Below are 22,955 nucleotides of genomic sequence, written 5' to 3' on the forward strand. Positions count from 1 at the left end.
TCCTAGTACATACTGCATTGCGTGCCAGTACAAAGCAGCATAACCGGAAGCGGCGCGGATTCCATAGCCGCCAGCATCGAAGCGGCGATCTCGGCCGGCTCCCTGGCGCCCGGCGACGCGTTGCCGCCGGTCCGCGAGCTGGCCACCCGCCTCGGCGTCAACGCCAACACCGCCGCCGCGGCCTACCGCCTGCTGCGCGATCGCGGGGCCGTCGAGACGGCCGGCCGCCGAGGCACCCGGGTGCGAGACCGGCCGGCGACCACGCCGCGTTCACTGCTCGGGCTCGAGGTGCCCGCGGGCGCGCGCGACCTGTCGACCGGCAACCCGAACCCGGCCCTGCTGCCCATCGCGGGCGCGGCCGCACCGGGCCCGGCGCCCGCTCAGCCGGTGCTTTACGGCGGACCGGCCATCGCGCCGGCACTGGAGGAGTTCGCCCGCCGCGCGTTGTCCGCCGACGGTGTGCCCGCCGATCACCTGGCGGTGACCAGCGGCGCGCTGGACGGCATCGAACGCGCGCTCAGCGCGCATCTGCGTCCCGGAGATCGGGTCGCCATCGAGGACCCGGGCTGGGCCAACCTTTTCGACCTTCTTGCAGCCCTAGGGCTTTCGGCCGAGCCCGTGCGCGTGGACGACGACGGGCCGCTGCCCGCCGACCTGGCCCGGGTGGTGGGGCGCGGAGTGCGCGCGCTGGTCCTGACCAACCGTGCGCAGAACCCGACGGGCGCCGCGCTATCGGCGGAGCGCGCCGATCGACTGCGCGAGGTGTTGGCCCGCCGGGCCGACGACCTGCTGCTGGTCGAGGACGATCACTGCGCGGGCATCGCCGGCGTCGGGCTACACACCCTGGCCGGGTGCACCACCCACTGGGCGTTTGTGCGCTCGGCGTCCAAGGCCTACGGCCCGGACCTGCGCGTGGCCGTCCTGGCAGGCGACCACCGGACCGTCGAGCGCGTGCACGGCCGCCTGCGACTCGGGCCGGGCTGGGTGAGCCACTTTTTGCAGCGGCTGGCCGTCGGCCTGTGGTCCGACGACGCGGCATCCGAGCTGGTCGCCGGCGCCGAGCGGCACTACGCCGACCGCCGGTCGCGGCTGTGCGGCGCCCTGGCCGAGCGCGGTCTCGACGCGCACGGGCGTTCCGGGCTCAACGTGTGGGTTCCGGTTCCCGACGAAGCGGTCGCGATCTCACGCCTGCTCGGCGCGGGCTGGGCGGCGGCGCCGGGTGCCCGGTTCCGCATGCAGACGCCGGCGGGCATCCGCCTCACGATCTCGGACCTGGCGCCCGAGGAGATCGATCCGCTCGCCGACGCGGTCGCCCAGGCGGTCCGCCCCGCCGGCCGGCCGATCGTGTAGCCGCAGGTCAGGCTGTCTCGTCGTCGCCGGGCCCGGGGCCGGTCCACAGCAGCTCGATGGTCGGATGGGGCGGTGTGTCGCGGCGCACGGGGCGCCGAGTGGTGAGGCCGCGGCGCGTTGGCTTGTGCGGGCAGATCCGCCGCAGTCTGTGACCGAATTCAGAATGACTCATGGCCGCATCATCGGGGGCGACCCCGCGCGGCCGCCACTCAGTTATCCACAGGCGCTGCGGCCCCGGCGAGGATGGCGAACGAATGACCTTGCAGCACAGTGCCGTCGGCGTCGACGGCCGGCTCATCCCAGGCCAGCACGACGTCGCCGGTGACCGGCACGCGCACCGGCTCGACGCCCAGGTTGCACACGATGCGCAACCGCCCGCGCGACAGCGCGATCCAGCCTTGGTCCTCGTCGTAGTCGACGGTGAGGTGCTGCAGCCAGGGGTCGGCGAGGTCGGGGTCGGTGCGGCGCAACGCGATCAGGTCGCGATACAGCCGGCGCAGGCGGGCGTGTTCGCCGGTGTCGACCTCGTCCCAGTCCAGCTTGGAGCGCGCGAACGTCTCGGGGTCCTGGGGGTCGGGGATCTCTCCCTTCTTTGAGGCGTCCCAGCCGTGCTCGGCGAACTCGGCCTTGCGTCCCTCGGCGGTGGCCCGGGCCAGCTCCGGCTCGGGATGGGAGCTGAAGAACTGGAACGGCGTGGAGGCGGCGTATTCCTCACCCATGAAAAGCATTGCGGTATACGGTGTTCCGAGCGTCAAGGCCGCCTTGACGGCCAGCTGGCCGCCGGTCAGGTTCTGGGACGGGCGATCGCCCAGGGCGCGGTTGCCGACCTGATCGTGCGTGCAGGTGTAGGCGACCAGCCGGGTGGCCGGAACAGCTCCGGTGTCCAGCGGCCGGCCGTGGCGGCGATGCCGGAACGACGAATAGGTCGCGGCGTGAAGGAAGCCCTGCCGCAGCGTGTGCGCGAGGGTGGCCAGGCTGCCGAAGTCGGCGTAGTAGCCCTGGCGCTCGCCGGACACCGCGGTGTGGATGGCGTGATGAATGTCGTCGGCCCATTGCGCGGTCAGGCCGTAGCCGCCGCGCTCGCGCGCGGTGATCAGCCGCGGGTCGTTCAGATCGCTCTCGGCGATCAGCGACAGGGGCCGGCCCAACTGCTGTGCCAGCCAATCGGTTTCGGTGGAAAGTTCCTCGAGGATGTGGATGGCGGTGGTGTCCACCAGCGCGTGGACGGCGTCCAGCCGCAGGCCGTCGGCATGAAAATCACGCATCCAGCGCAACGCGCAGCCGATGATGTAGCGGCGGACCTCATCCGAGTCGGCGTCGGCGATGTTGATGCCCTCACCCCACGGATTGCTCGCCGAGGACAGGTAGGGGCCGAACCGCGGCAGGTAATTGCCAGACGGGCCGAGGTGGTTGAACACCGCGTCGATCAGCACGCCCAAACCCTTCGCGTGGCAGGCGTCGACGAAGCGCACCAGCGCGTCGGGACCTCCGTAGGGTTCGTGCACGCTGTACCACAGCACCCCGTCATAACCCCAACCATGGCTGCCGGCAAAGGAATTCACCGGCATCAGCTCGACGAAGTCGACGCCGAGATCCACCAGATAGTCCAGCTTGTCGACCGCGGCGTCCAGCGTCCCCGCCGCGGTGAACGTGCCCAGGTGCAGCTCGTAGATCACCGCGCCTTCGACCGACCGTCCGGCCCAACCGGTGTCGGTCCAGGTCGTGGCGGCCGGGTCCCACAGCTGCGAGCGGGCATGCACGCCGTCGGGCTGGCGCGGGGAACGCGGGTCGGGCAGCACGGTGGGGTCGTCGTCGAGCAGGTATCCGTAGCGGGCGTCCGGGGCGGTGTCGACCTCGGCGTGCCACCAGCCGTCGTTCGACCGCGTCATCGCGTGCACCCGGCCGTCGACGTCGAGGCGGACCCGTTCGGGCTTGGGGGCCCAAACGCGGAATTCAGTCATGGTGGCGCTCCAGCAGCGCGACGGGCAGGTCGGCGAACAGTTGGGCCGCCGACGTCGGCCCGTCCGCGACGGCCCCGGTGAGCGTGTCCTTCCAGGTGCCATCGGGCAGCGGCAACACGGTGTTGCCCCAGCCGGTTTCGGCCAGCCGTACGGTCCAGCGGGTCACCGCGACCACGATGTCTCCGCCAGCTGAGCCGCGGCGGAAGGCCAGGATGTGTTCGGCCGCGTCGCCGTCGGCCAGCACCGGGACGTAGTCCCCGCGCAGGAAGCTGTCCGGGTGGGCGCGGCGCACGCGCAGCGCCGTGGTGACGACCCGGATCTTCGGATGCTCAAGCGCCTGCAGGGCGGCGCGCCGGGCCGCGTAATCGACCGGGCGGCGATTGTCCGGGTCGACCAGGCTGTCGTCCCACAGCTCGGTGCCCTGGTAGACGTCCGGTATCCCTGGCACGGTCAGCGCCAGCAGCTTCTGGCCCAGCGCGTCACTGGCGGCGTGCGGGTTCAGTTGCGCGACAAGCTCGGTCAACTGACCGGCCACCGGGCCGTCGAGCACCGTGTCCAGCCATCGGTGTATTGCGCCCTCGAAGGTGGTATCGGGGTCGTTCCACGAGGTGTGCCAGGCCGCTTCCCGGATGGCCTTCTCCGCGTAGCCGTGCAGCCGGTCGCGCAGCTCGCCGGTAACCTCGCCGCTGACCGGCCACACCCCGAAGATGTTCTGCCACAGAAACTGTCCGGTCGCGGGGTCGGGGGAGGGCGCGTCGATCTCCCACCGGGCGACGAACTCGGTCCACAGCGATGGCACCTGGGACAACACCCCGATGCGGGCGCGCACGTCCTCGCCGCGTTTGGTGTCATGGGTGGTCAGCGTCGTCATGGTCTGCGGCCACAACCGGGCGCGCGTGGCCGCGCTGTGATGAAACTCGGCCGCGCCGACCCCGAAGCGATGCGGCTCGCCGCCCACCTCGTTCAGCGACACCAGCCGGGCGTCGCGGTAGAACAGACAGTCCTCGACAGACTTGGCGGTGACGGCCCCGCACAGTTGCTGCAGCCGGGTGGTCGGCTCGCCGCCGCGGGCCAGCGCGGCGGTGAGCACCTGCAGCGCCGGGCCCAATTCCGGTGCGGCCGCCTCGGTTTCGGCCAGCGCGGTGGGTAGCAAGGCGACCAGGCCGGGGTAGTCGCTGCGGTAGACCCCGAGGTGGGTGAGCAGTGCGGCCACCGCCTCGGGCAGCAGCGGGTGATCTGCGCCGGCGGCGGCCACGATGCTGCGGCGCAGCCGGGCCAGCTCACTGGCCAACGTGTCGGTGGCCGAACGGATCTTGAGGTCGGCCAACATGTCCGGCAACGCGTCGTAGTCCACGCCGGAGGACTCCACCAGCGCGGTGAGCGCCGGGGCGCCCTGCGGATCCAGGAAGACGCCGCCGATCTCCCGCAGCACGTCGTAACCGGTCGTGCCGCCGACCGGCAGGGTGGGCTCGAGCGCCTCGTCGACGGCCAGGATCTTCTCGATCACGATCCAGGCCGACGGGCCGACCAACTCGCGCAACCACGCCAGATAACCGCACGGATCGGACAGGCCGTCGGGGTGATCGATGCGCACACCGTCGACGAGTCCCTCGGCGAACCACCGACCGACCTCGGCGTGGGTGGCGTCGAAGACCGCGCGGTCTTCCTGGCGCAGCCCCGCCAGCGACGTGATCGAGAAGAACCGGCGGTAGCCGCACACGCCGTTTTTCCAGCCCACCAGCCGGTAGTGCTGGCGATGGTGCACCTCGGGGCCCGTGCCCCCGGCGGTGCCGGGCGCTATCGGCAGCGCCAGATCACCCAGGCGCAACAGGTCACCGTCGACGGTCAGGTCGTCGGCGTCGTCGTCGGAGCCCAGCACCGGCAGCACGATGCGGCCGTCGGGGCCCAGGTCCCAGTCGATGTCGAAAAACGTTGCGTAGGGCGAAGAACGGCCGTTCTGCAGGACATCCCACCACCAGGGGTTCTGCCGGGGCTGATCGATGCCGACGTGGTTGGGCACGATGTCGACGACCAGGCCGAGGCCACGCTCCCGGGCCGCCGCCGACAGGCGCGCCAACCCGTCGCGGCCGCCGAGCTCGGGGGAGACCGTCGTGGGGTCGGTGACGTCGTAGCCGTGGCTGGACCCGGTGGTCGCGGTCATGATCGGCGACAGGTACAGGTGCGTCACCCCGAGGTCGTCGACGTAGTCCAGCAGGTTTTCCGCGTCGGCGAAGGTGAACGCGGACCCACTCGCTTCACCACGCAGCTGCAGCCGATAGGTGGACAGGATGGGTAAAGCCATGCGTCACAGAGTCTTACGCAGGATGAGCAACGAGCGTGAGGGAAGCGACACCTTCTCTTCGGCGGTCACCACCTGGTTGACCCCCTCTTTGAGGCCCGTCGGTTCGTTGGTGTCCAGTTCCACCGTCCACTCCCGGGCATAGTCGTCGGCCGGCATCGAGAATTCCACCGGTTCGTCGCCGGCGTTGAAGCACAACAAAAATGAGTCGTCGACGACGCGCTCCCCGCGGGCGTTCGGCGCGGAGATGGCGTCACCGTTGAGAAAAACGGCCACGCACTTGTGAAAACTTTCGCCCCAATCCTCGTGTGTCATCTCGCGGCTACTGGGATTCAGCCAGGCGATGTCGCGCACCTCGTCGCCGCTTCGGATCGGTTCACCCTCGAAGAACCGGCGCCGGCGGAACACCGCATGCTGCTTGCGCAAGGTGGTCACCTTGCGCGCGAATGCCAGCAGGTCGGAGTTCTTGTCGACCAAAGACCAGTCCATCCAAGACAATTCGGAGTCCTGGCAGTAAACGTTGTTGTTGCCGTTCTGGGTGCGCCCGAATTCGTCACCGTGGGCGATCATCGGCGTGCCCTGGCTGACCATCAGCGTGGCCCAGAAGTTGCGCATCTGGCGGTGGCGGAGCTCGTTGATGTCGGGATCGTCGGTGGGGCCTTCGACACCGCAGTTCCACGAACGGTTGTGGCTTTCGCCGTCCCGGTTGTCCTCCCCGTTGGCCATGTTGTGCTTTTCGTTGTAGGACACCAGGTCGCCCAGTGTGAAGCCGTCGTGCGCGGTGACGAAGTTGATGCTGGCGCTGGGACGCCGCCCGGTCGCCTCGTACAGGTCCGACGACCCGGTCAGCCGGGAGGCGAACTCACCCAGGGTTGCGGGCTCGCCCCGCCAGTAATCGCGCACAGTATCGCGATACTTCCCGTTCCACTCGGTCCACAAACCCGGGAAATTTCCGACTTGATAACCGCCCTCGCCGACGTCCCATGGCTCGGCGATCAGTTTGACCTGGCTGACGATCGGATCCTGCTGCACCAGATCGAAGAACGCGCTCAACCGGTCGACGTCGTGCAGTTCGCGGGCCAGCGTGGCGGCCAGGTCGAAGCGGAACCCGTCGACGTGCATCTCGGTGACCCAGTAGCGCAGCGAGTCCATGATCAGTTGCAGCACGTGCGGGTGGCGCGGGTTGAGGCTGTTGCCGGTGCCGGTGTAGTCCTTGTACAACCGCAGGTCGGTGTCGACGAGCCGGTAGTAGGCGGCGTTGTCGATGCCGCGGAAATTGATGGTCGGGCCGAGGTGGTTGCCCTCGGCGGTGTGGTTGTAGACGACGTCGAGGATCACCTCGATGCCCGCCTCGTGGAAGCTGCGCACCATGGACTTGAACTCCGCGACGCTCGAGTTGCGGTTGGCGGCGTATTGGTTGTGCGGGGCGAAGAACCCGAAGGTGTTGTAGCCCCAATAGTTTCGCAACCCCAGGTCCAGCAGTCGCGAGTCGTGCATGAACTGGTGCACCGGCATCAGCTCGATGGCGGTGACGCTGAGCGACTTGAGGTGGTCGATGATCGCCGGGTGGGACAGGCCGGCGTAGGTGCCCCGCAGCTCCTCGGGGATGCTGGGGTGGTTCTGGGTCATGCCCTTGACATGCGCCTCGTAGATCACGGTTTCGTGGTACGGGGTCAGCGGGGCGCGGTCCGATCCCCAGTCGAAGAACGGGTTGCTCACCACGCTGGTCATGGTGTGCCCCAGCGAGTCGACCATCGGGGGAGTTCCCGGGTCGGCCCCGTCGGCGTTGGGTCCCTCGGGGTCCCTCTCCTTGAAGGCCTTCAGGTCGTAGGAGAACAGCGCCTGTCCGAACGTGAAATCGCCGTGAAAAGCCTTGCCGTACGGGTCGAGCAACAGCTTGCTCGGGTCACACCGGTGACCGGCGCCCGGATCGAACGGGCCGTAGACGCGAAACCCGTAGCGCTGGCCCGGGTTGATGTTGGGCAGATAGGCGTGCCAGACGTATCCGTCCACCTCCTCCAAGGGAATCCGCGACTCGCCGCCCCGGTGGTCGATCAGACACAGCTCGACCTTCTCGGCGATTTCGGAGAACAGGGAGAAGTTGGTGCCGGCCCCGTCGTAGGACGCCCCGAGCGGATAGGGGTTTCCCGGCCAGACGGTGGCGAGTTTGGGTTGTTGGTGACCGCCTGATTCTGAAGCGGAGTTGTCGGTGAGCACCTTTCGACCTTATCCGCGCGGCGGGGCGCTCACGAACGTACGGCGGTCCGCGGGGCGGCTCACCACCAGCCGGTGTTGTCGGCGATCTGGCGGCCCAGTTCGGGTGCCATGGTCCGCATGTAGGTGGGGGACAGGTGGTGGGCGCCGTGGTAGACCAGGATGTTGCCCTCGACAGGGCGGCAGACGTCGGCGCGGCACACCGCGTCGGACATGTCGAGCACCTTGAGCTGCGGGAACTGCGCGACGAAGTCGAGGGTCTGGTTGCGGTCGGACAGCAGGTCGGACCGCTTGATCGCGCACGATTGCGCGGTGGCGCCCCGTTTGGCCAGGCAGTCCGCCGGGTCGAACGGCTGTCCGTTCTTCACCAGCCACGGGGTGTCTCGCATCCCGAGGATGGGAATGTTGTTGTCGGACAACGTTTGCCAGATGCCGATGTAGGTGGCGGGCATCACGTCGCCGGACTTGATATTCCACGGCCGGGTGGTGGTGGTGAACACGTAGTCGGGCCGGTCGGTGACCAGTTTGGTCATCGTCTCTTGCACCCATTGGCGGCACTGGGGGTAGGGGGCGTTGTTGCCCATGATCAGCGGGACCTGCGCGGTCGACAGCGGGCAGCCCATCTTGAGGTACGTCACGACCTTGAAGTGATGCAGCTTGCCCAGCATGTCCAGCGCGGGCAGCCAGTGCTCGGCGTGCGACCCGCCCGCCAGCGCGATCGTGCGGGCGGCGGCCGCATCGCCGTAGGTGCAGTTGACCACCGCGGGGTTGACGAAGTCGCTGATGCACCCGTCCTTGGTCGAGGCGGGCAGGTCTTGTTTGACCTCCAAGACGGTGGGCCGCATCGGCAGCTTCGGCACGCGCACGTGTTCGGTCAGGGCCCGCGCGCCGGGATAGTCCTGCGGGTTGAGGACGCTGAGCTCCTTGCCGGCCGAGCGCAACACCGTGACGTGTTGACGCCACGTAAACGACGTCGCCGTCAGCGTCACGCCCAACAGCACCACCGCCGACCCCAGCACCAGCGTCGGCCGCCGGAGGCGGGCCAGCCAGCGGGTGGTCGGCGCGGCCGGCCGGGGTGTCGCCTTCGACGAGGCGCGATAACGCAGCGGGTCCTCGACGAGCCGGTTGGTCAGGTATGCCAGCACGCCGGAGACTACCAGCAGCACCGCGCCTTCGAGGAAGGTGGCGTGCTTGTGGCCGGTGTAGGACAGCCAGAAGATGAGCAGCGGCCAGTGCCAGAGGTAGAGCGCATACGCCATTGCACCCAGCTCGACGAGCGGGCGCGTCGCCAGCAGCCGATTGGGCAGCGGCAACCTACCCTCGGCGCCGCCGTCGCCCGCCGGCCCGGCGCCGACGAGGATCAACAGCATGGCGGCGCCGACGGGCACCAGGGCCCACGGGCCGGGGAACTCGCGCACGCCGTTGATCAGGGCCCCGCACGACAGCACCGCGGCCAGCGCGACGGTGGCCAACAGCGTGCGCAACCACATGGGCCAGCGGATGCGGGTCACCAGCGCTCCGACCAGCGCGCCCAGCAACAACTCCCAGCCGCGGGCGAAGCTGTCGTAATAGGCGGCCGTCTGGTTCTCCTGGTGCGCGACGATTGCGTAGACGAACGACGCCACCGTCAACGCGCTCAGCACCACCAGGAACAGGGTCTTGAGCCGGGCGCCCAGCGGACGCCCGAACAGGTAGGCCAGTCCGGCGATCAGCACGAGGAAGCTGACGTAGAACTGGCCCTGCACCGACATCGACCAGATGTGCTGCAGAGGGCTGACGGCCTCGCCGGCGCGCAGGTAGTCCGACGCGGTGTTGGCCAGCTCCCAGTTCTGGTAGTAGCCGAGGCTGGCGAGGCTTTGGTCGGCGAAGGCCTCCCAGCGGGTTTCCGGCTGAACCAAGATGGTGAGCAGCGCGCATCCGGCCAGCACTACGACGAGGGCCGGGACCAGGCGACGGATGAGCCGGATCACCTCGGCCACGGGCGACAAGGTCACCGCGGGGTTCAACGCGGCGCGAATGACTTTGCCGCCGAAGAAGAATCCGGACAGGGCCAGGAACACGTCGACGCCGCCGGAGACCCGGCCGAACCAGACGTGGAACACGGCGACCAGCGCGATCGCGATGCCGCGCAAGCCGTCGAGGTCGTCGCGATAGAACCCCTGCGATCCCCACGATCGCGCAGCGGGCGTCCCCGAGCCGCCCGGATCGGCGGCGGCGACCGGTGCGCGAGAAGGTATCGGGGTCTGCATGATCGACCGCTAATTTACCCAAAACCCGCCACCCGTTCCCGACCGCGCGCGGCGGGGGAGCAAGTGGCGGGTGTCGGAAGGCAGCGGACGACCGGGGGAATTACCGGGTGAGACCGGCGCCCGCGGGCTGCAACGGGGCCTGCTGGGTGGGCAGCGCCTGCACGGGCGCCTGCTGCAAGGGGGCCTGCTGCAACGGCGCTTGCTGCGTCGGCGCCAGCTGCAGCGGGGCGCGCTGGGTAGGCACCTGCTGCAGCGGGGTCTGCTGGGTCGGGACCTGCTGCAGCGGGGTCTGCTGGGTCGGGGCCTGCTGCAGTGGGGCCTGTTGGGTCGGGGCCTGCTGGGCCGGAACCTGCTGAAGCGGCGCCTGCTGGGTGGGCAGTTGCTGCTGCGGTGCTTGGGTGAACGGCGACTGCTGCGCCGGGGCCTGTTGCCCTGGCGTTTGCTGCGTCGGCGCCTGCTGGGTGGGCAGTTGCTGCGTCGGGGCCTGCGGCATCGTCGCCGTAGCCCCGAGGATGCGGACCATGTAGGGGGTCATGCCGTTGGCGCGCACCGGCGAGACCTGCACGACGTCACCGACCTCGAGCATCTGGTTGTTGCCCAGGTACATCGCGACGCTCTGCGTGCCCTCGGGGCCGTAGAAGATCAGGTCACCCTTGCGGGCCTGCTGCGGCAGCACCTTCTGGCCGACCCGGTAGATCGCTCCGGAGGAACGCGGCAGCTTGACGCCGGCGCCGGCGTACGCGTACTGCATCAGCCCCGAGGCGTCGAAACCCACGGTGTTGATGCCGGTACCGGTGCCGCGGGTGGGGCCGTTGATGCCGCCGCCGGCCCAGGAGAACGGCACGCCGCGCTGCGACAGACCGCGGGCGATCACCACGTCGGTGGCCTGCTGATAGTCCATCGACCTGGCGCCCGGGTCGGCGGTTGCGATGGTGGGAACCACCATCGGCGCCCCGAGCAGGGCCAAACCGATCGCGAAGGCGTAGATGCGTTTCATTTTTCTGGCCTTTCCCTGGCCTTTCCAGGCGCTCGTGGGGCCTCGACGCGGTGACCTCGCGCGTCCGCCCCCGGTTCATGAACCGCGCGCCGGCCCCCACGCTGGGGCCGCGCCGTTCATGGCACTTGCGAAGTGAACCGGCCCGTCAGACGAGCGTATTCACATCAGTCACAACAGCCACTTTGACAACAGTAAGGTGTTAGCCGCCAGTCCCCGGGGGATTTTTTGTCGTACCGTGACCGGACGGTGACTGGTGTGCCCCAATCCCGTATGCGCAGTTGTGATTTCGGTCTCAGCCGGCTTTGAGACGGCCAGCCGCAGCGCCGCCGTCACGGGACGGTGACGGCGGCCCGGTCAGAGCCAATAGCGTTCGCTGAACAGGGTCAGCATCGATCCCGCCGCCGAGCTCACCATCACCAGCGCCAGGGCCAGAACCGGCCAGAACGACATGTACCAGCCCTTCAGGATGGACACGACCGGCCCGATGACCGCGGCGGTCAGGGCCGCCCCGATCCCGCCCCACACCACCGGGTGGATGTAGAGATCCAGCCCAAAGGGAACCGGCCCGCAGGTTTCGTCCGCGCAGACATTCGCCAGGAAGCCGAAAAGCCGCGACGGCCAGGTGGTCGCCGTGGCCAGCACGGCCAGCAGGACCAGCAGGGTGACGGTGCAGACGACGTCCCACACCGCCAGCCGAACCCGGATCACCCGGGGCGCTTCGGTGTCGTAATCCGCCAGCGGACGCTGGGCTTCCGTGGACCAGCCGGCTTCCGACGCGGGTTCGGGCCCGACGCTGTCGGGCCGGTGCGGCGTGGCCATGATGTCCCATGCTTCCCGACGGCCCGGTTTTGCGCGAATCGGCTGCTTTACCCTCGATCACTATGCCCGCGGCCAAGGCCGGGCTGACGCCCGAGCAGATCAGCGCGATCGACGCCAAGCACCTCTGGCATCCATACAGCACGATCGGCGCCGAATCCATTGCACCCGTCGTCGCCATCGCAGCGCGCGGCGCCCGGTTGACCCTGATCCGCGACGGCGAGCCCGTCGAGGCGCTGGACGCCATGAGTTCCTGGTGGACCGCGATCCACGGGCACGGCCACCCGGTCCTGGACGCGGCCCTGTCCGCCCAGCTCGGCGCGATGAACCACGTCATGTTCGGCGGGCTGACCCACGAACCCGCGGCCCGGCTGGCCCAGCTGTTGGTCGAGATCACCCCGGCGGGGCTGGAGACCGTTTTCTTCAGCGACTCCGGGTCGGTGTCGGTCGAGGTGGCGGCGAAGATGGCGCTGCAGTATTGGCGCAGCCTCCACCGGCCCGGCAAGCACCGGCTGATGACCTGGCGCGGCGGCTACCACGGCGACACCTTCACCCCGATGAGCGTCTGCGACCCCGACGGTGGCATGCATTCGCTGTGGACCGACATCCTGGTCCGCCAGGTGTTCGCCCCGCAGGTGCCGCGTGACTACGACGCCGCCTACAGTGCGGCCTTCGAGGCGCAACTGGCCCGGCACGCCGACGAACTGGCCGCGGTAATCGTCGAACCCGTGGTGCAGGGCGCCGGCGGCATGCGCTTCCACGACCCGCGATACCTGCGCGACCTGCGCGAGATCTGCCGCCGCCACGACGTGCTGTTGATCTTCGACGAGATCGCCACCGGTTTCGGCCGCACCGGTGAGTTCTTCGCCGCCGACCACGCCGGCGTCAGCCCCGACATCATGTGCGTCGGCAAGGCGTTGACCGGCGGATACCTGAGCCTGGCCGCCACCCTGTGCACCACCGACATCGCGCAGGCCATCAGTGGCGGCGAGGCCGGCGCGCTGATGCATGGGCCCACGTTCATGGCCAACGCGCTGGCGTGCGCGGTGTCGGTGGCCAGCGTCGAGGTGCTGCTCGGGCAGGACTGGCGTGCGCGGGTCGCCGAGATCGCCGCCGGGCTGGCCGCCGGGCTCGAACCCGCCCGCGCGTTGCCCGGCGTGACCGACGTCCGCGTGCGCGGGGCGATCGGCGTCATCGAATGCGCCAAGCCCGTCGACCTGGCCATCGCCACCCCGGTGGCGCTGGACCACGGCGTCTGGCTGCGCCCGTTTCGCAACCTCGTCTACGCGATGCCGCCCTACATTTGCACGCCCGACGAGATCTCCCGGATCACCTCGGCGATGGTGCAGGTCGCCCGGCTCGTCGGCGAGCAGTGACGACCCGCCACTAGGCTGAACCCCTATGAACGCCTCCCCGCAGGCACCGATCGAGGTTTCCCCGCTGGCCTGGCTGGAGGCGGTGGAACGGCAGCGCCGCGAGGCCGGGTTGCGCCGCGCGCTGCGGCCGCGCCCGGCGGTGGCCACCGAGCTGGACCTGGCCTCCAACGACTACCTGGGGCTGTCCCAACATCCCGACGTGATCGACGGCGGGGTCGCCGCGCTGCGCATGTGGGGCGCCGGGGCGACCGGGTCCCGCCTGGTCACCGGCGACACCGAACTGCACGAGGAATTCGAATCCGAGCTCGCCGGCTACGTCGGGGCGGCCGCGGGGCTGCTGTTCTCCTCGGGATACGCGGCCAATCTGGGGGCCGTCGTCGCCCTGTCCGGCCGGGGTTCACTGCTGGTCTCCGACGAGTTTTCGCACGCCTCGCTGGTCGACGCCTGCCGGCTGTCGCGGGCGCGGGTGGCGGTGACGCCGCACCGCGACCTCGGTGCCGTCGAGGCGGCGCTGCGGACACGCGACGAGGAACGCGCGGTCGTCATCACCGAGTCGGTGTTTTCCACCGACGGCGCGCTGGCGCCGCTGCGGGAACTGCACGACGTGTGTCGCCGCCACCGTGCCCTGCTCATCGTCGATGAGGCGCACGGCCTCGGGGTGCGCGGCGGCGGGCGCGGGCTGCTGCACGAGGTCGGGCTCGCCGGCGCGCCCGACGTGGTCATGACCACCACGCTGTCCAAGGCGCTGGGCAGCCAGGGCGGCGCGGTGCTCGGCCCGGCGTCGGTGCGCGCCCACCTGATCGACGCGGCGCGCACGTTCATCTTCGACACCGGCCTGGCCCCGGCGGCGGCGGGTGCCGCGCGCGCCGCGCTGTCGGTGCTGCGGGCAGAGCCGTGGCGTGCCGACGCGGTGCTGCGCCATGCCGGCATCCTGGCCGAGGTCTGCGGGGTGCGCGAGGTGCCGCAGTCGGCGGTGGTCTCGGTGATCCTCGGCGACCCCGACGTGGCGGTGGCCGCCGCGACCGCCTGCCTGGACGCCGGTGTGCGCGTCGGATGCTTCCGCCCGCCGACGGTGCCCGCCGGCACCTCGCGGCTGCGGCTGACCGCGCGCGCGTCGTTGGACGCCGACGAGCTGGATGTCGCGCGCCGGGTGCTGACCGACGTGCTCGCCGGGCTTGGTTAGGTCACATCGGTGACGGTCCTGGTTGTCACCGGCACCGACACCGGCGTCGGCAAGACGGTCGTCACCGCGGCGCTGGCGTGTCACGCCCGCCAGGCAGGCATCGACGTCGCGGTGTGCAAACCGGTGCAGACCGGCACCGACTCCGGCGACGACGACCTCGCGGAGGTGGGCCGGCTGTCGGGGGTGTCGGAGCTCGCCGGGTTCGCCCGGTATCCGCAGCCGCTGGCGCCGGTCGCGGCGGCCGAGCAGGCTGGGATGCCGTTGCCCACCCGCGAACAGCTGCTGGCCCTCATCGGGGAGTTGGACCGGCCGGGGCGGCTGACGCTGGTCGAGGGCGCCGGCGGACTGCTGGTCGAACTCGGCGAAAACGGCGTCACCGCACGCGATCTCGCCGTCGCGCTGGGCGCCGCGGTGCTGGTGGTGGTCAGCCCGTCGCTGGGCACCCTAAATCACACCTCGTTGACGCTGGAATCACTTGCCGCGCATAATCTTTCGTGCGCCGGGCTGGTGATCGGCTCCTGGCCCCGGCAGCCGGGGGTGGTGGAGACGTCCAATCGGTCCGCGCTGGCCCGGCTGGCCGCGGTGCGCGCCGCGCTGCCCGCGGGGGCGGCGTCGATGGGCGCGGACGGCTTCGCGGCGCTGTGCGTCGACGCCTTCGACCGCGACTGGGTCACCGCGCTGGCCGGCTGATGGTCCACTCCATCGAGCTGATCTTCGATCGCGACACCGAGGCCGCGATCCGGACCATCTGGGAAACGTTGGCGGCGGCGGGAATTCCCAGCCAGGCGCCGGCCAGCCGGCCGCACGTGACGCTGGCGGTCGCCGAAGGCATCGCCGCCGACGTCGACGCGCTGCTGGCCCCGGTGAGCGATCGGCTGCCGCTGGGCTGCCTGGTCGGCGCGCCGGTGTTGTTCGGCCGCGCCAGCGCCGTTTTCGCGCGGCTCGTGGTGCCGACCGGTGAGCTGCTGGCCCTGCACGCCGAGGTGCACGGGGCGTGCCGGCCGTATTTGTCGCCCGGCCCGATGCCCAACAGCCTGCCGGGTCAGTGGACCGCCCACGTGACGATCGCCCGCCGGGTCGGCGGCGCTCAGCTCGGCCGGGCGTTGCGCATCGCGGGCCGGCCCGCCCAAATCGAGGGCAGCTTCGTGGGTTTGCGCCGCTGGGACGGCAACAAGAAGGTCGAGCACCTGATCTGACTGGTGGCGATCGCAAGCGCGGCGGAGCCGGGTGCAGCGGGTCGCCACCATCTGACTAGGCGCGCGACAGTACGCCTTCCGGTGCCATGGCCTCGTGCACCCTGGCGCGCCGCTCGTCGATGGTGCGGCCCAGGTCTTGCAGTAGCAGGGGTTTGCTTGTCACCAGTTCGACAAGGTGATCGCGATCGATCTCCAGCGCGGTCACCTCGTCGATCGCCTGCGCATCGGAAAGGTTGGGTTGGCGGGTCAGCGCGGTCACTCCCAGGAACGAGCCTTCGTCGAGGCCACCGACTGCGACCGCCGTCCCGTCCTTGGCGGTGGCGGTCAACCGCACGCCGCCGGCGATCAAGAACGTCATCTTGTCGGGAACCCGGCCGGCGTGCTCGACGATCTCGTTCGCCCCGTAGCGAACGATTCTGGCGTGCGCTCCCAAGGCCTGCTGATCCGGTTGACTCAGGCGCAACGCCGGAGCCACCACCGTCCTGATGGACCGCTCGATGCGCTCGGTCGTGGAGATGTCGTCGTCGGCGCCGTCGAGGCGCAGGCCCTCGCGTCGCGCGGCGTACCAGAGCCAACGCAGGAACGTCGCTTGCGCGGCGGAATCGTCGGCGGGCGACCTCAATCCGACGGTGAGGTGATACTCGGCGCCGCCTGCGGGCGCCGCAGCGGCCACCGTGTTGGGCCTGCGCTGCGGCAGCGCGTTGGCCACCCGTTCCAGCAGCGCACAGACCCGGTCGGGCGGGTCGGCCTCGGAAAACGTTGTGGTGATTGCTAATTGGTGGCCGCCGGGCGGGCGGCTGAGATTGGTGAACGAGGTGGTGGCCAGCACCGAGTTCGGGGTGATCTGTAGCCCGCGGCCGGTCTGGATGTGAACGGAACGCCAGTTCGCCTCCACGATCCGGCCTCGGGCCGCGGGCGTGTCCAGCCAGTCGCCGATCCGGAACGGCTGTTCGAACAACATGAAAAGCCCCGACACGATTTGGCCGACCGAATTCTGCAGCATCAGCCCGATCACCACCGAGGTGACACCCAGCGCGGTGAAAAGGCCGCCGACCCGCACGCCCCACACGTAGGAGAAGATGACCGCCAGCCCGATCCCGATCAGCACGAAGCGGGTGACGTCGAGGAAGATGCCCGGAATCCGTTGGCGCCATGTCCCTTGCGGTGCGCCCTCGAACATGGTCGCGTTGAGCCCGGACAGCAGCAGAACCAACACCACGAAACCGAACACCGTGGCCAGAACGCGCACCGACGTCAACTGGGACGGCATCCGCGCCACGTTGACCAGCAGTACCAGCAGGGCGCCCAGCGGGATCACGTAAGTGCGCAACAGGAACGCGGGCCCGGCCAGCGGGCTGTTCTTGCGTGCCAGGCTCTGATGCCATTCGGTGAGGGCGATCAGCAGCAGCGGCAGGCCGACGACCACACCGGCGGCCCAGTACAGCGATGGCGAGTCCAAGGATGTCACGGCCCTGCCCTTATCCTTCCGACAACTTCCAGATCTGCTGTTCGACGCCGGCGACGGTGACGGTGCCCGCCGGCGTGAATTGGCGGATGTCGTGCAGCACCTCGTACACCGTCGAGGTGACAAAGATCCCCGTTTGCGTTGTGCTGCTGCGTGTTTGATGAGCCAGGTTGACCGCCGCGCCCCACATGTCGTAGACGATGCTGGATCGTCCGACCAGTCCGCTGATCACGTTTCCCGTGTTGATGCCGGCCCGCAGGTCCAGGTGGTAGCCCGTCCTGGCGTTGAAGCGCGCGATGATGTCCTTCATCTCGACGGCGAACTCGACGGTGCGGTGGACGCTGTCCAGGCGGGGGAAATTCAGGCCGCAGCTGGCGAGGTAGCCGTTGTGCAGTGTGCGAATCGGCTCGATACCAAGGGATTCGGCCGCCGAGTCGAGTTCTCGGACCAGCTCGTCGACGATGCCGACCAGTTCGCGCCCGGAAAGCTTGCCTGAGATCTCGTCAAGGCCGACGAGGTCGGCGAAGAGGACGGTGACGTCCTGGTGCTCCTCGGCGATCGTCTGTTCGCCCTCGCGGTAACGCCGTGCAACCGGTTCGGGCATCAGCGACCCGAGCAGCCGGTCGTTTTCCTTGCGTTGTTCGCCCAGTAGCTCTTCCTTGATCTGCAGGTTGCGGCTCATCTCGTTGAAAGAGGCGGTGAGTTGACCGATTTCGTCGCGGGAGGTGACGGGGATCGCGACGTCGTAGTTGCCGGCACCGATCTCCTGGGCGCCGGCCTGCAACCTGCGGATGGGCCGCACGAAGATCTGTGCGACCAGCAGTGCCGCCACACAGATCACGAAGACCATTGCGGTGGTGGTGATCACGAGCGTCCGGGTGAGCGACATGACCCGGGCGTTGGCCTCGGCGGTTTCCCGGGTGGCGACGATAGACCAGTGCAGGTCGGAATTGGGCACCGACAACGGGGCGTAGGCCGCGAGTTCGCGCCGGCCCAGATAGCTGGTGTCGGTGAGGGTTCCGGTCTCGCCGCGTTGCGCGGCACGCACGGCCGCGGTGGCCACGGGCTGTACCAGCGTGGTGCCACCCCACCTGATCGCCGTGTCGACGGCGTCGGCCCGGGTTCCGGCCGCGACCGCCTCGCGTTTGTAGCGCTGCGGGTCCTCGAGGAACAACCGCGAATCGGAGCGCATCAGGTTGTCGGGTCCGGCGAGATAGGTTTCGGCGGTGTCGCCCATGCCCGCGGCTTTCCACTGCCTGTCGGCGGTCATGATCCGATTCACCTTGGCGATCGGCAGGGGCAGGGCCAGCACCCCGGCCGCGCTGCCGGGCGGACCGATGGGTGCGGTCAACCACGCGATGGGCTGACCGAGTTGAGCCTGGTAGGGCGCAAAGTCGGTGATCCACACGAAATTCACCGAGTTGGCGGCCATCGCCTTCTCGTAGGCGTCACGCAGGTTGGATTGGCGATAGGGCCCGGTGCGGACGTTGGTACCGAGGGACGCGGATTTCCGCACGCTGTAGACCACGTTGCCACGGGTGTCCAGCAGCAGCGCATCCCGGTATTCGAATCGGGTCGCGATTTCGCGAAAGTAGTCGTTGAACCGCGCGTTGGCGGCCGACCAGGCGCTGCCGTCGCCGGCGTCGTCGGGCGCGGCGCCCATCTGATTCGGGGACCGACTCGCCGCCACGGTGTAGTGCGCCTGCAGGTACTTCTGTGAGTTGTTGCGGGGCAACACGGCGTCGAGGGCCAGCTTCGTGCCGGTGTCGCGCTCGATCGGTGCGATCAGCCTCTCGTTGTAGAAGTCCACCAGCGCGCGTTGCTGCCCGGGGTCCACGGGGGCGTTGGCCAACTGGTCGAAGCCGGCGGTGAATTCGTGCACCGCGTCGAGTGCGGTGGTTCCGTGGCTGTAGACGACCAGCGAATCCGACAGGTCCGAGAACAGCGTCTCGATGGCCCGCTTCTGCGCCGCGCGCATCTGGGTCATCCGCTCGGAAGCCGCGGGCACCAGCGCGTTGCGGGCCGCGACGTACTCGACCGTTCCGATCACCCCCAGCGACGCCAGGCTGGACACCAGCAGCATCAGCATCACTTTGGACTGAATGCTGATTCGGGACAGCCCTCGCGGGCGACGCCACTTCTTTCGGGCCGGGTTCTGCTCGTCCGGGAAGACCGGCTCGGTCGAGCGCCGCGACATCAATCGAGTTCGGCGAGGGATCGCGTTACGTAGGAGCGCACGCCGCAACGCCTACCCACCGAAGAGCAGATACAAACCGGTGAAGGTGTAGCCGACCATCACCAGCATCATGGTCAGCTGCCCGGTGAGCTGATGGCCGGCGGGCAGCAGTCGCAAGGCCTTGTCGTGGGCGGCGATCACCGCGACGATGTGCCCGGTGACCACGCAGGTCACCTTGATCGCGGCCAGCACCGGCGGGTGCATGGACAACACGTAGGCCACGTGTAAGTGCGCCAGGCCGAACAGGTTCCAGCCGCGGCCGAACGGGTCGGCCAGCGCGAACACCGCCTGCTGTCCGCGCTCCACCAGATAGGACAGGTAGTGCGCGAAGATGTAGCCGACCACGATCGGGATCAACGAATGCGCCATCTGGCCCGGCAGCGCGCGCCGTCGCTCGCGGTCCACGCCGCCGGTGGCGCGCGCGGCCAACGAAAACGTCACCGCCACAACGGAAACGAACACGATGAGCCCGAGGGTGCGCAGCACCGACGACGCTAGGGAGGGGGAGGCGCCGAAGTCCCGCGTGAGCCGATCGGCGAAGCCGCGCCAGGTCGGCGACGACGAGAAGCTGTCGAACGCCGTGGACCCGAGCAGCACCGCCAGCAGCATGACGACACCCGGGCGCACCGGCAGCGACGGCAGATGGTCGAGCGGGTTCCCGACGACGATTCGTCCGGTCTCGCGGTTGCGGCGAAACGGTGAGAGCCGGGAGACGGCCATGCTGTACACGCCGAACGGGTCGGCGCGCGCCAGCCAGCGCTGCCCGCACAACCAGGCGCCGGCGAGCATCAGCACCGCGTAGGCCGCGATCCACGTCCTGATCCACGGCAGCGACGCCGGGTTCGGGCTGGCCAGCTCCATCCAGACGAAGGCGAACAGGCCGACCGCGGCGGGCCGGTAGCCCCAGCCCTCCGGGTAGGACAACCGCGGACGCCCAAGGCGCCCGGGGGTGATGCGCCGCAGCAGCAGATACACGGTGCGCATGGGTGAGATCACCCGCCACACCGGGCCCAGGGTCAACGACAGCGCCACCAACCCGACCCACAGCAGCACATAGAACGCGCCGAGCAGCGCATTGGACTCCGACTCGGGACCCCAGATCCCGGCCGCCACCGCCCACAGCGCAAACACCAGCGCCAGCGCCGCCGCCACCCAGCGAGTGGCCCGGGCGTCGACGAATGTCGTCAGCGCAGCCGGCAAGGACTTGCCCGGCTTCAGTGGATCGAACCGGGGCTGTCGCCATGCGAAGGCGACCAGGGCGAACGTGAACGTCAGCGCCCATGCCGCGCCGACCATCGCGTAGGCGTACGGCACCGGGAGGTCGCCCGACCCGCCGAGCCCATGCGCGAGCACCACCGCCGCGGGGGCGGAGGTCACGGCTGCACTTGGATGGTGGCGATGGTGCGGTCGAGATGGTGCAGTTCCACCGCGACATTGCCGGGCACGTCGACGGCGAACTCGAACGTCTGGTGGGGTGCCGCCGCGATCTGGAACTTGTGATCGGGCGTCGAATGTACGTGCAGTTCGTCGGTGGCATCGCTGGTCACGTGCAGGGTGATTTTCTGGCGCACCTTGGCCTGCAGCGTGGCGTTGGTCGGGGTCACCTGTCCGTTGGCGATGGTCACGTCGATGACCAGGGGCGCCGCCGGCGAGGTGTTGGTGGATCCGCCGCAGGCGACCAGGCCCCAGACCAGCGCCGCCAGCCACGCCGCAAGGAGAGAGCCACGCATCGTCATCCCTACGCCGCCCGGGGCGTCGGCTGTTTGTCCTCGACGGGTTCCGGCTCGGTGACGGCGTTGCCGAGCCGCCCCGCACCCCACGTCAGGCCGGCGATCACCATCAGGGTCAGGAACAGCACCATGATCGAGCCGGCGGTGAACAACCACACCGGTGCGTTCTGGTCGCGTTCGCGCTGCAGGATCGTGATTTCCTGCACGAACGGCCGGTTCATCGCCGGCAAGGCCGGCACCTCGGGCGCCGGGATCGCCTCGTCGGCCGGCTCGTAGATCGGCACCGCGGTCATCGTGTAGCCGTCCTGAACCCGCAACAGCGTCTTCCACGAACCCCACACCGGAAGCGGTTTCGTCGACCGGTAATGCCCGGGACCGACCTTCTCGAGCTCGTCGATCTGTAGACCGCGGTTGTTCTCCATCCGGCCCTGCCAGGACAGGATCGTCACCCACTCCGGATGCTGGCTGATCATGTCGGCCGGTTGGAGTTGGATGTCGGCCGACACCATGCGGCGCCCCGCTGCGGCGGGCAGATCGGTCAAGGTGAGGGTGGCGTTGTTCTGGCGCGGCACGACGATATGCAGTCCGTTGGCCACCGCGCCGCCGATCACCAGCACCGTGACCACCACCACCGAGATGCCGGCGGCACGGCCCGGGAGCCGCTGGCCGGTGAGCACCATGCCGAACAGCGCGCCGCACATCCCCATCAGCACCGCGACGGGCACCGCCATGGCCAGGGCCTCGCCCCACATGCCGATCGGCCACGGATAGTGGTAGACCGCCGCGATCCACCGCGACTCCAGCCACAGCCCGACGGTGCCCACACCGAGGCCCGCGACGGCGCCAAAAGCGATGGGGCGCCTGAGAAGCGGGGTCAGCGCGATCAACTCGACCGCCAGCGCGGGGCCGAGATAGAGGGGGAACCAGTTGATCGGAGCGCCCAGGATCGGCCCGACCAGCCATGCCACGCCACCGCGCAGGGCAATGGCGAAGACGGCCGCGATCAGGGCCGCCCCCCGTCCCATCGTGATGCGGGCGGCGACCGCCGCCAGCGCCGCCGCGGCGGCGATCATCATGGGCTGCAGCACGAGGCGAAATTGCTCGACGCCGAAGTCGTATTCGATCTGATAGACCGACAAGCCGATGAACATGCCGCCGAACGACAGGTAGCGCAGGAACGTGATGAACGCGCCGTGCAGGACGTCCGCACCGAGCTTGGCCTCACCTTCGCGCTCCAGCATCAACACCGCGAACAGCGAAAAGCAGGCGCCGCCGATCATCATCAAATGCGTTGGGCCCCAGAGGGTTACATCCTGGCCGAAGATGCGGTGCCAGATGTCGTCGAGCGGGAATCCGATCATCGCGTACAGCCCGCAGCCGGCCATCAGCACACCGCCGACCGGGGCGTGCCAGTTCCGTGTGATCCGCACCGCCGCCGGGCCGGGCTGGTCGAACGGCAAGACAACAGCGGTCATCCCACCCAAAAAGATGCCGAACAGTCCGATGATGATGAAGTAGTGCGCCGGGTTGGCCAGCGGACCGGGGTCGCGGCCGTTGCCGATATGCCAGCTGACGTCCCAGATGAACCCGAACAGCGCGCAGATGATCGACGTGGTGAACACCAGCACCGGCAGGGCGACCCAGCTCGGCCGGTGGAACTTCTCGCCCACTTTGTCCGCGACCCGGGACAACCATCGGATGCGGTGCGTGCGGTGGGCGTGGCCCACCCACAGCATCAGCAAGGTGATCACCGCCGCGGCGATCGAGAGCCCGATCACCTGGTCCAGCCCCGCACCGCGGGCTGGTGCCTCAGCAACAATCGTCAGTTCGTCCGACCGCATCGTCGTGCCTCCTCACCGCGCCGGGCCGCCCCGGAGGATCCG

Annotated in this window: 16 protein-coding genes and 1 pseudogene; 5 read left to right on the forward strand and 12 right to left on the reverse strand. The window is 69.2% G+C overall.

All coding sequences use genetic code 11. From position 1 onward, the window contains the following. Positions 1-21: 21 nt before the first annotated feature. Positions 22-1,350 (forward strand): aminotransferase class I/II-fold pyridoxal phosphate-dependent enzyme, encoded by a 1,329-nt coding sequence (locus ACZ50Z_RS06270; protein ID WP_464482759.1) that lies wholly within the window; start codon positions 22-24, stop codon positions 1,348-1,350. Between the two features lie 7 nt (positions 1,351-1,357). Here the strand turns inward: ACZ50Z_RS06270 and ACZ50Z_RS06275 are convergent, their stop codons facing one another. From ACZ50Z_RS06275 to ACZ50Z_RS06305, 7 genes and pseudogenes are all read right to left on the reverse strand, one after another. Next, the gene (locus tag ACZ50Z_RS06275) at positions 1,358-1,522 is read right to left on the reverse strand and encodes a hypothetical protein (RefSeq protein ID WP_464482760.1); all 165 of its coding nucleotides are present in this window, start codon (positions 1,520-1,522) and stop codon (positions 1,358-1,360) included. A gap of 37 nt (positions 1,523-1,559) precedes the next feature. Continuing rightward, positions 1,560-3,311: a malto-oligosyltrehalose trehalohydrolase gene (treZ, locus tag ACZ50Z_RS06280; RefSeq protein WP_464482761.1), complete on the reverse strand. Its 1,752-nt coding sequence runs from the start codon at positions 3,309-3,311 to the stop codon at positions 1,560-1,562. Beyond that, on the reverse strand, positions 3,304-5,613 hold the full coding sequence (gene treY / locus ACZ50Z_RS06285; RefSeq protein ID WP_464482762.1) for a malto-oligosyltrehalose synthase: 2,310 nt from the start codon (positions 5,611-5,613) through the stop codon (positions 3,304-3,306). Before treY ends, treZ begins: the two co-directional genes overlap by 8 nt. 3 nt (positions 5,614-5,616) lie before the next feature. Then, the gene (glgX, locus tag ACZ50Z_RS06290; protein WP_464482763.1) at positions 5,617-7,827 is read right to left on the reverse strand and encodes a glycogen debranching protein GlgX; all 2,211 of its coding nucleotides are present in this window, start codon (positions 7,825-7,827) and stop codon (positions 5,617-5,619) included. Between the two features lie 59 nt (positions 7,828-7,886). After that, complete coding sequence (locus ACZ50Z_RS06295) at positions 7,887-10,073, reverse strand: acyltransferase family protein (protein ID WP_464482764.1); 2,187 nt, start codon at positions 10,071-10,073, stop codon at positions 7,887-7,889. Positions 10,074-10,386: 313 nt separating this feature from the next. Beyond that, positions 10,387-11,070, reverse strand: a pseudogene (ripD, locus tag ACZ50Z_RS06300) (NlpC/P60 family peptidoglycan-binding protein RipD); the annotation flags it as partial. A gap of 354 nt (positions 11,071-11,424) precedes the next feature. Beyond that, positions 11,425-11,889, reverse strand: coding sequence for a hypothetical protein (locus tag ACZ50Z_RS06305; protein ID WP_464482765.1), 465 nt, complete (start codon positions 11,887-11,889; stop codon positions 11,425-11,427). Between the two features lie 62 nt (positions 11,890-11,951). On the opposite strand from ACZ50Z_RS06305, the gene ACZ50Z_RS06310 reads away from it, so the two are divergent. From ACZ50Z_RS06310 to ACZ50Z_RS06325, 4 genes are read left to right on the forward strand one after another with little or no spacing between them, the layout of a single operon-like run. Further along, positions 11,952-13,262: an adenosylmethionine--8-amino-7-oxononanoate transaminase gene (locus ACZ50Z_RS06310; RefSeq protein WP_464482766.1), complete on the forward strand. Its 1,311-nt coding sequence runs from the start codon at positions 11,952-11,954 to the stop codon at positions 13,260-13,262. 25 nt (positions 13,263-13,287) lie between these two features. Next, on the forward strand, positions 13,288-14,445 hold the full coding sequence (locus ACZ50Z_RS06315; protein ID WP_464482767.1) for an 8-amino-7-oxononanoate synthase: 1,158 nt from the start codon (positions 13,288-13,290) through the stop codon (positions 14,443-14,445). A gap of 9 nt (positions 14,446-14,454) precedes the next feature. Continuing rightward, complete coding sequence (bioD, locus tag ACZ50Z_RS06320) at positions 14,455-15,135, forward strand: dethiobiotin synthase (protein WP_464482768.1); 681 nt, start codon at positions 14,455-14,457, stop codon at positions 15,133-15,135. Further along, complete coding sequence (locus ACZ50Z_RS06325) at positions 15,135-15,641, forward strand: 2'-5' RNA ligase family protein (RefSeq protein WP_464482769.1); 507 nt, start codon at positions 15,135-15,137, stop codon at positions 15,639-15,641. Before bioD ends, ACZ50Z_RS06325 begins: the two co-directional genes overlap by 1 nt. Positions 15,642-15,696: 55 nt before the next feature. Here ACZ50Z_RS06325 and ACZ50Z_RS06330 read toward each other — a convergent pair whose 3' ends face one another. From ACZ50Z_RS06330 to ACZ50Z_RS06350, 5 genes are read right to left on the reverse strand one after another with little or no spacing between them, the layout of a single operon-like run. Continuing rightward, positions 15,697-17,109, reverse strand: coding sequence for a mechanosensitive ion channel domain-containing protein (locus ACZ50Z_RS06330; RefSeq protein WP_464482770.1), 1,413 nt, complete (start codon positions 17,107-17,109; stop codon positions 15,697-15,699). Positions 17,110-17,119: 10 nt separating this feature from the next. Further along, a complete protein-coding gene (locus ACZ50Z_RS06335) occupies positions 17,120-19,303 on the reverse strand; it encodes an adenylate/guanylate cyclase domain-containing protein (RefSeq protein ID WP_464482771.1) in 2,184 nt (727 codons plus the stop codon). Positions 19,304-19,354: 51 nt separating this feature from the next. After that, positions 19,355-20,719, reverse strand: coding sequence for a hypothetical protein (locus ACZ50Z_RS06340; RefSeq protein ID WP_464482772.1), 1,365 nt, complete (start codon positions 20,717-20,719; stop codon positions 19,355-19,357). Beyond that, entirely contained in the window at positions 20,716-21,078 is a 363-nt protein-coding gene (locus ACZ50Z_RS06345; protein ID WP_464482773.1) for a hypothetical protein, read from the reverse strand. Before ACZ50Z_RS06345 ends, ACZ50Z_RS06340 begins: the two co-directional genes overlap by 4 nt. 2 nt (positions 21,079-21,080) lie before the next feature. Further along, a complete protein-coding gene (locus tag ACZ50Z_RS06350) occupies positions 21,081-22,913 on the reverse strand; it encodes a hypothetical protein (RefSeq protein ID WP_464482774.1) in 1,833 nt (610 codons plus the stop codon). Between the last annotated feature and the right edge of the window lie 42 nt (positions 22,914-22,955).

The sequence above is a fragment of the Mycobacterium sp. NTMscope_MAC_269 genome (genome assembly GCF_976985695.1).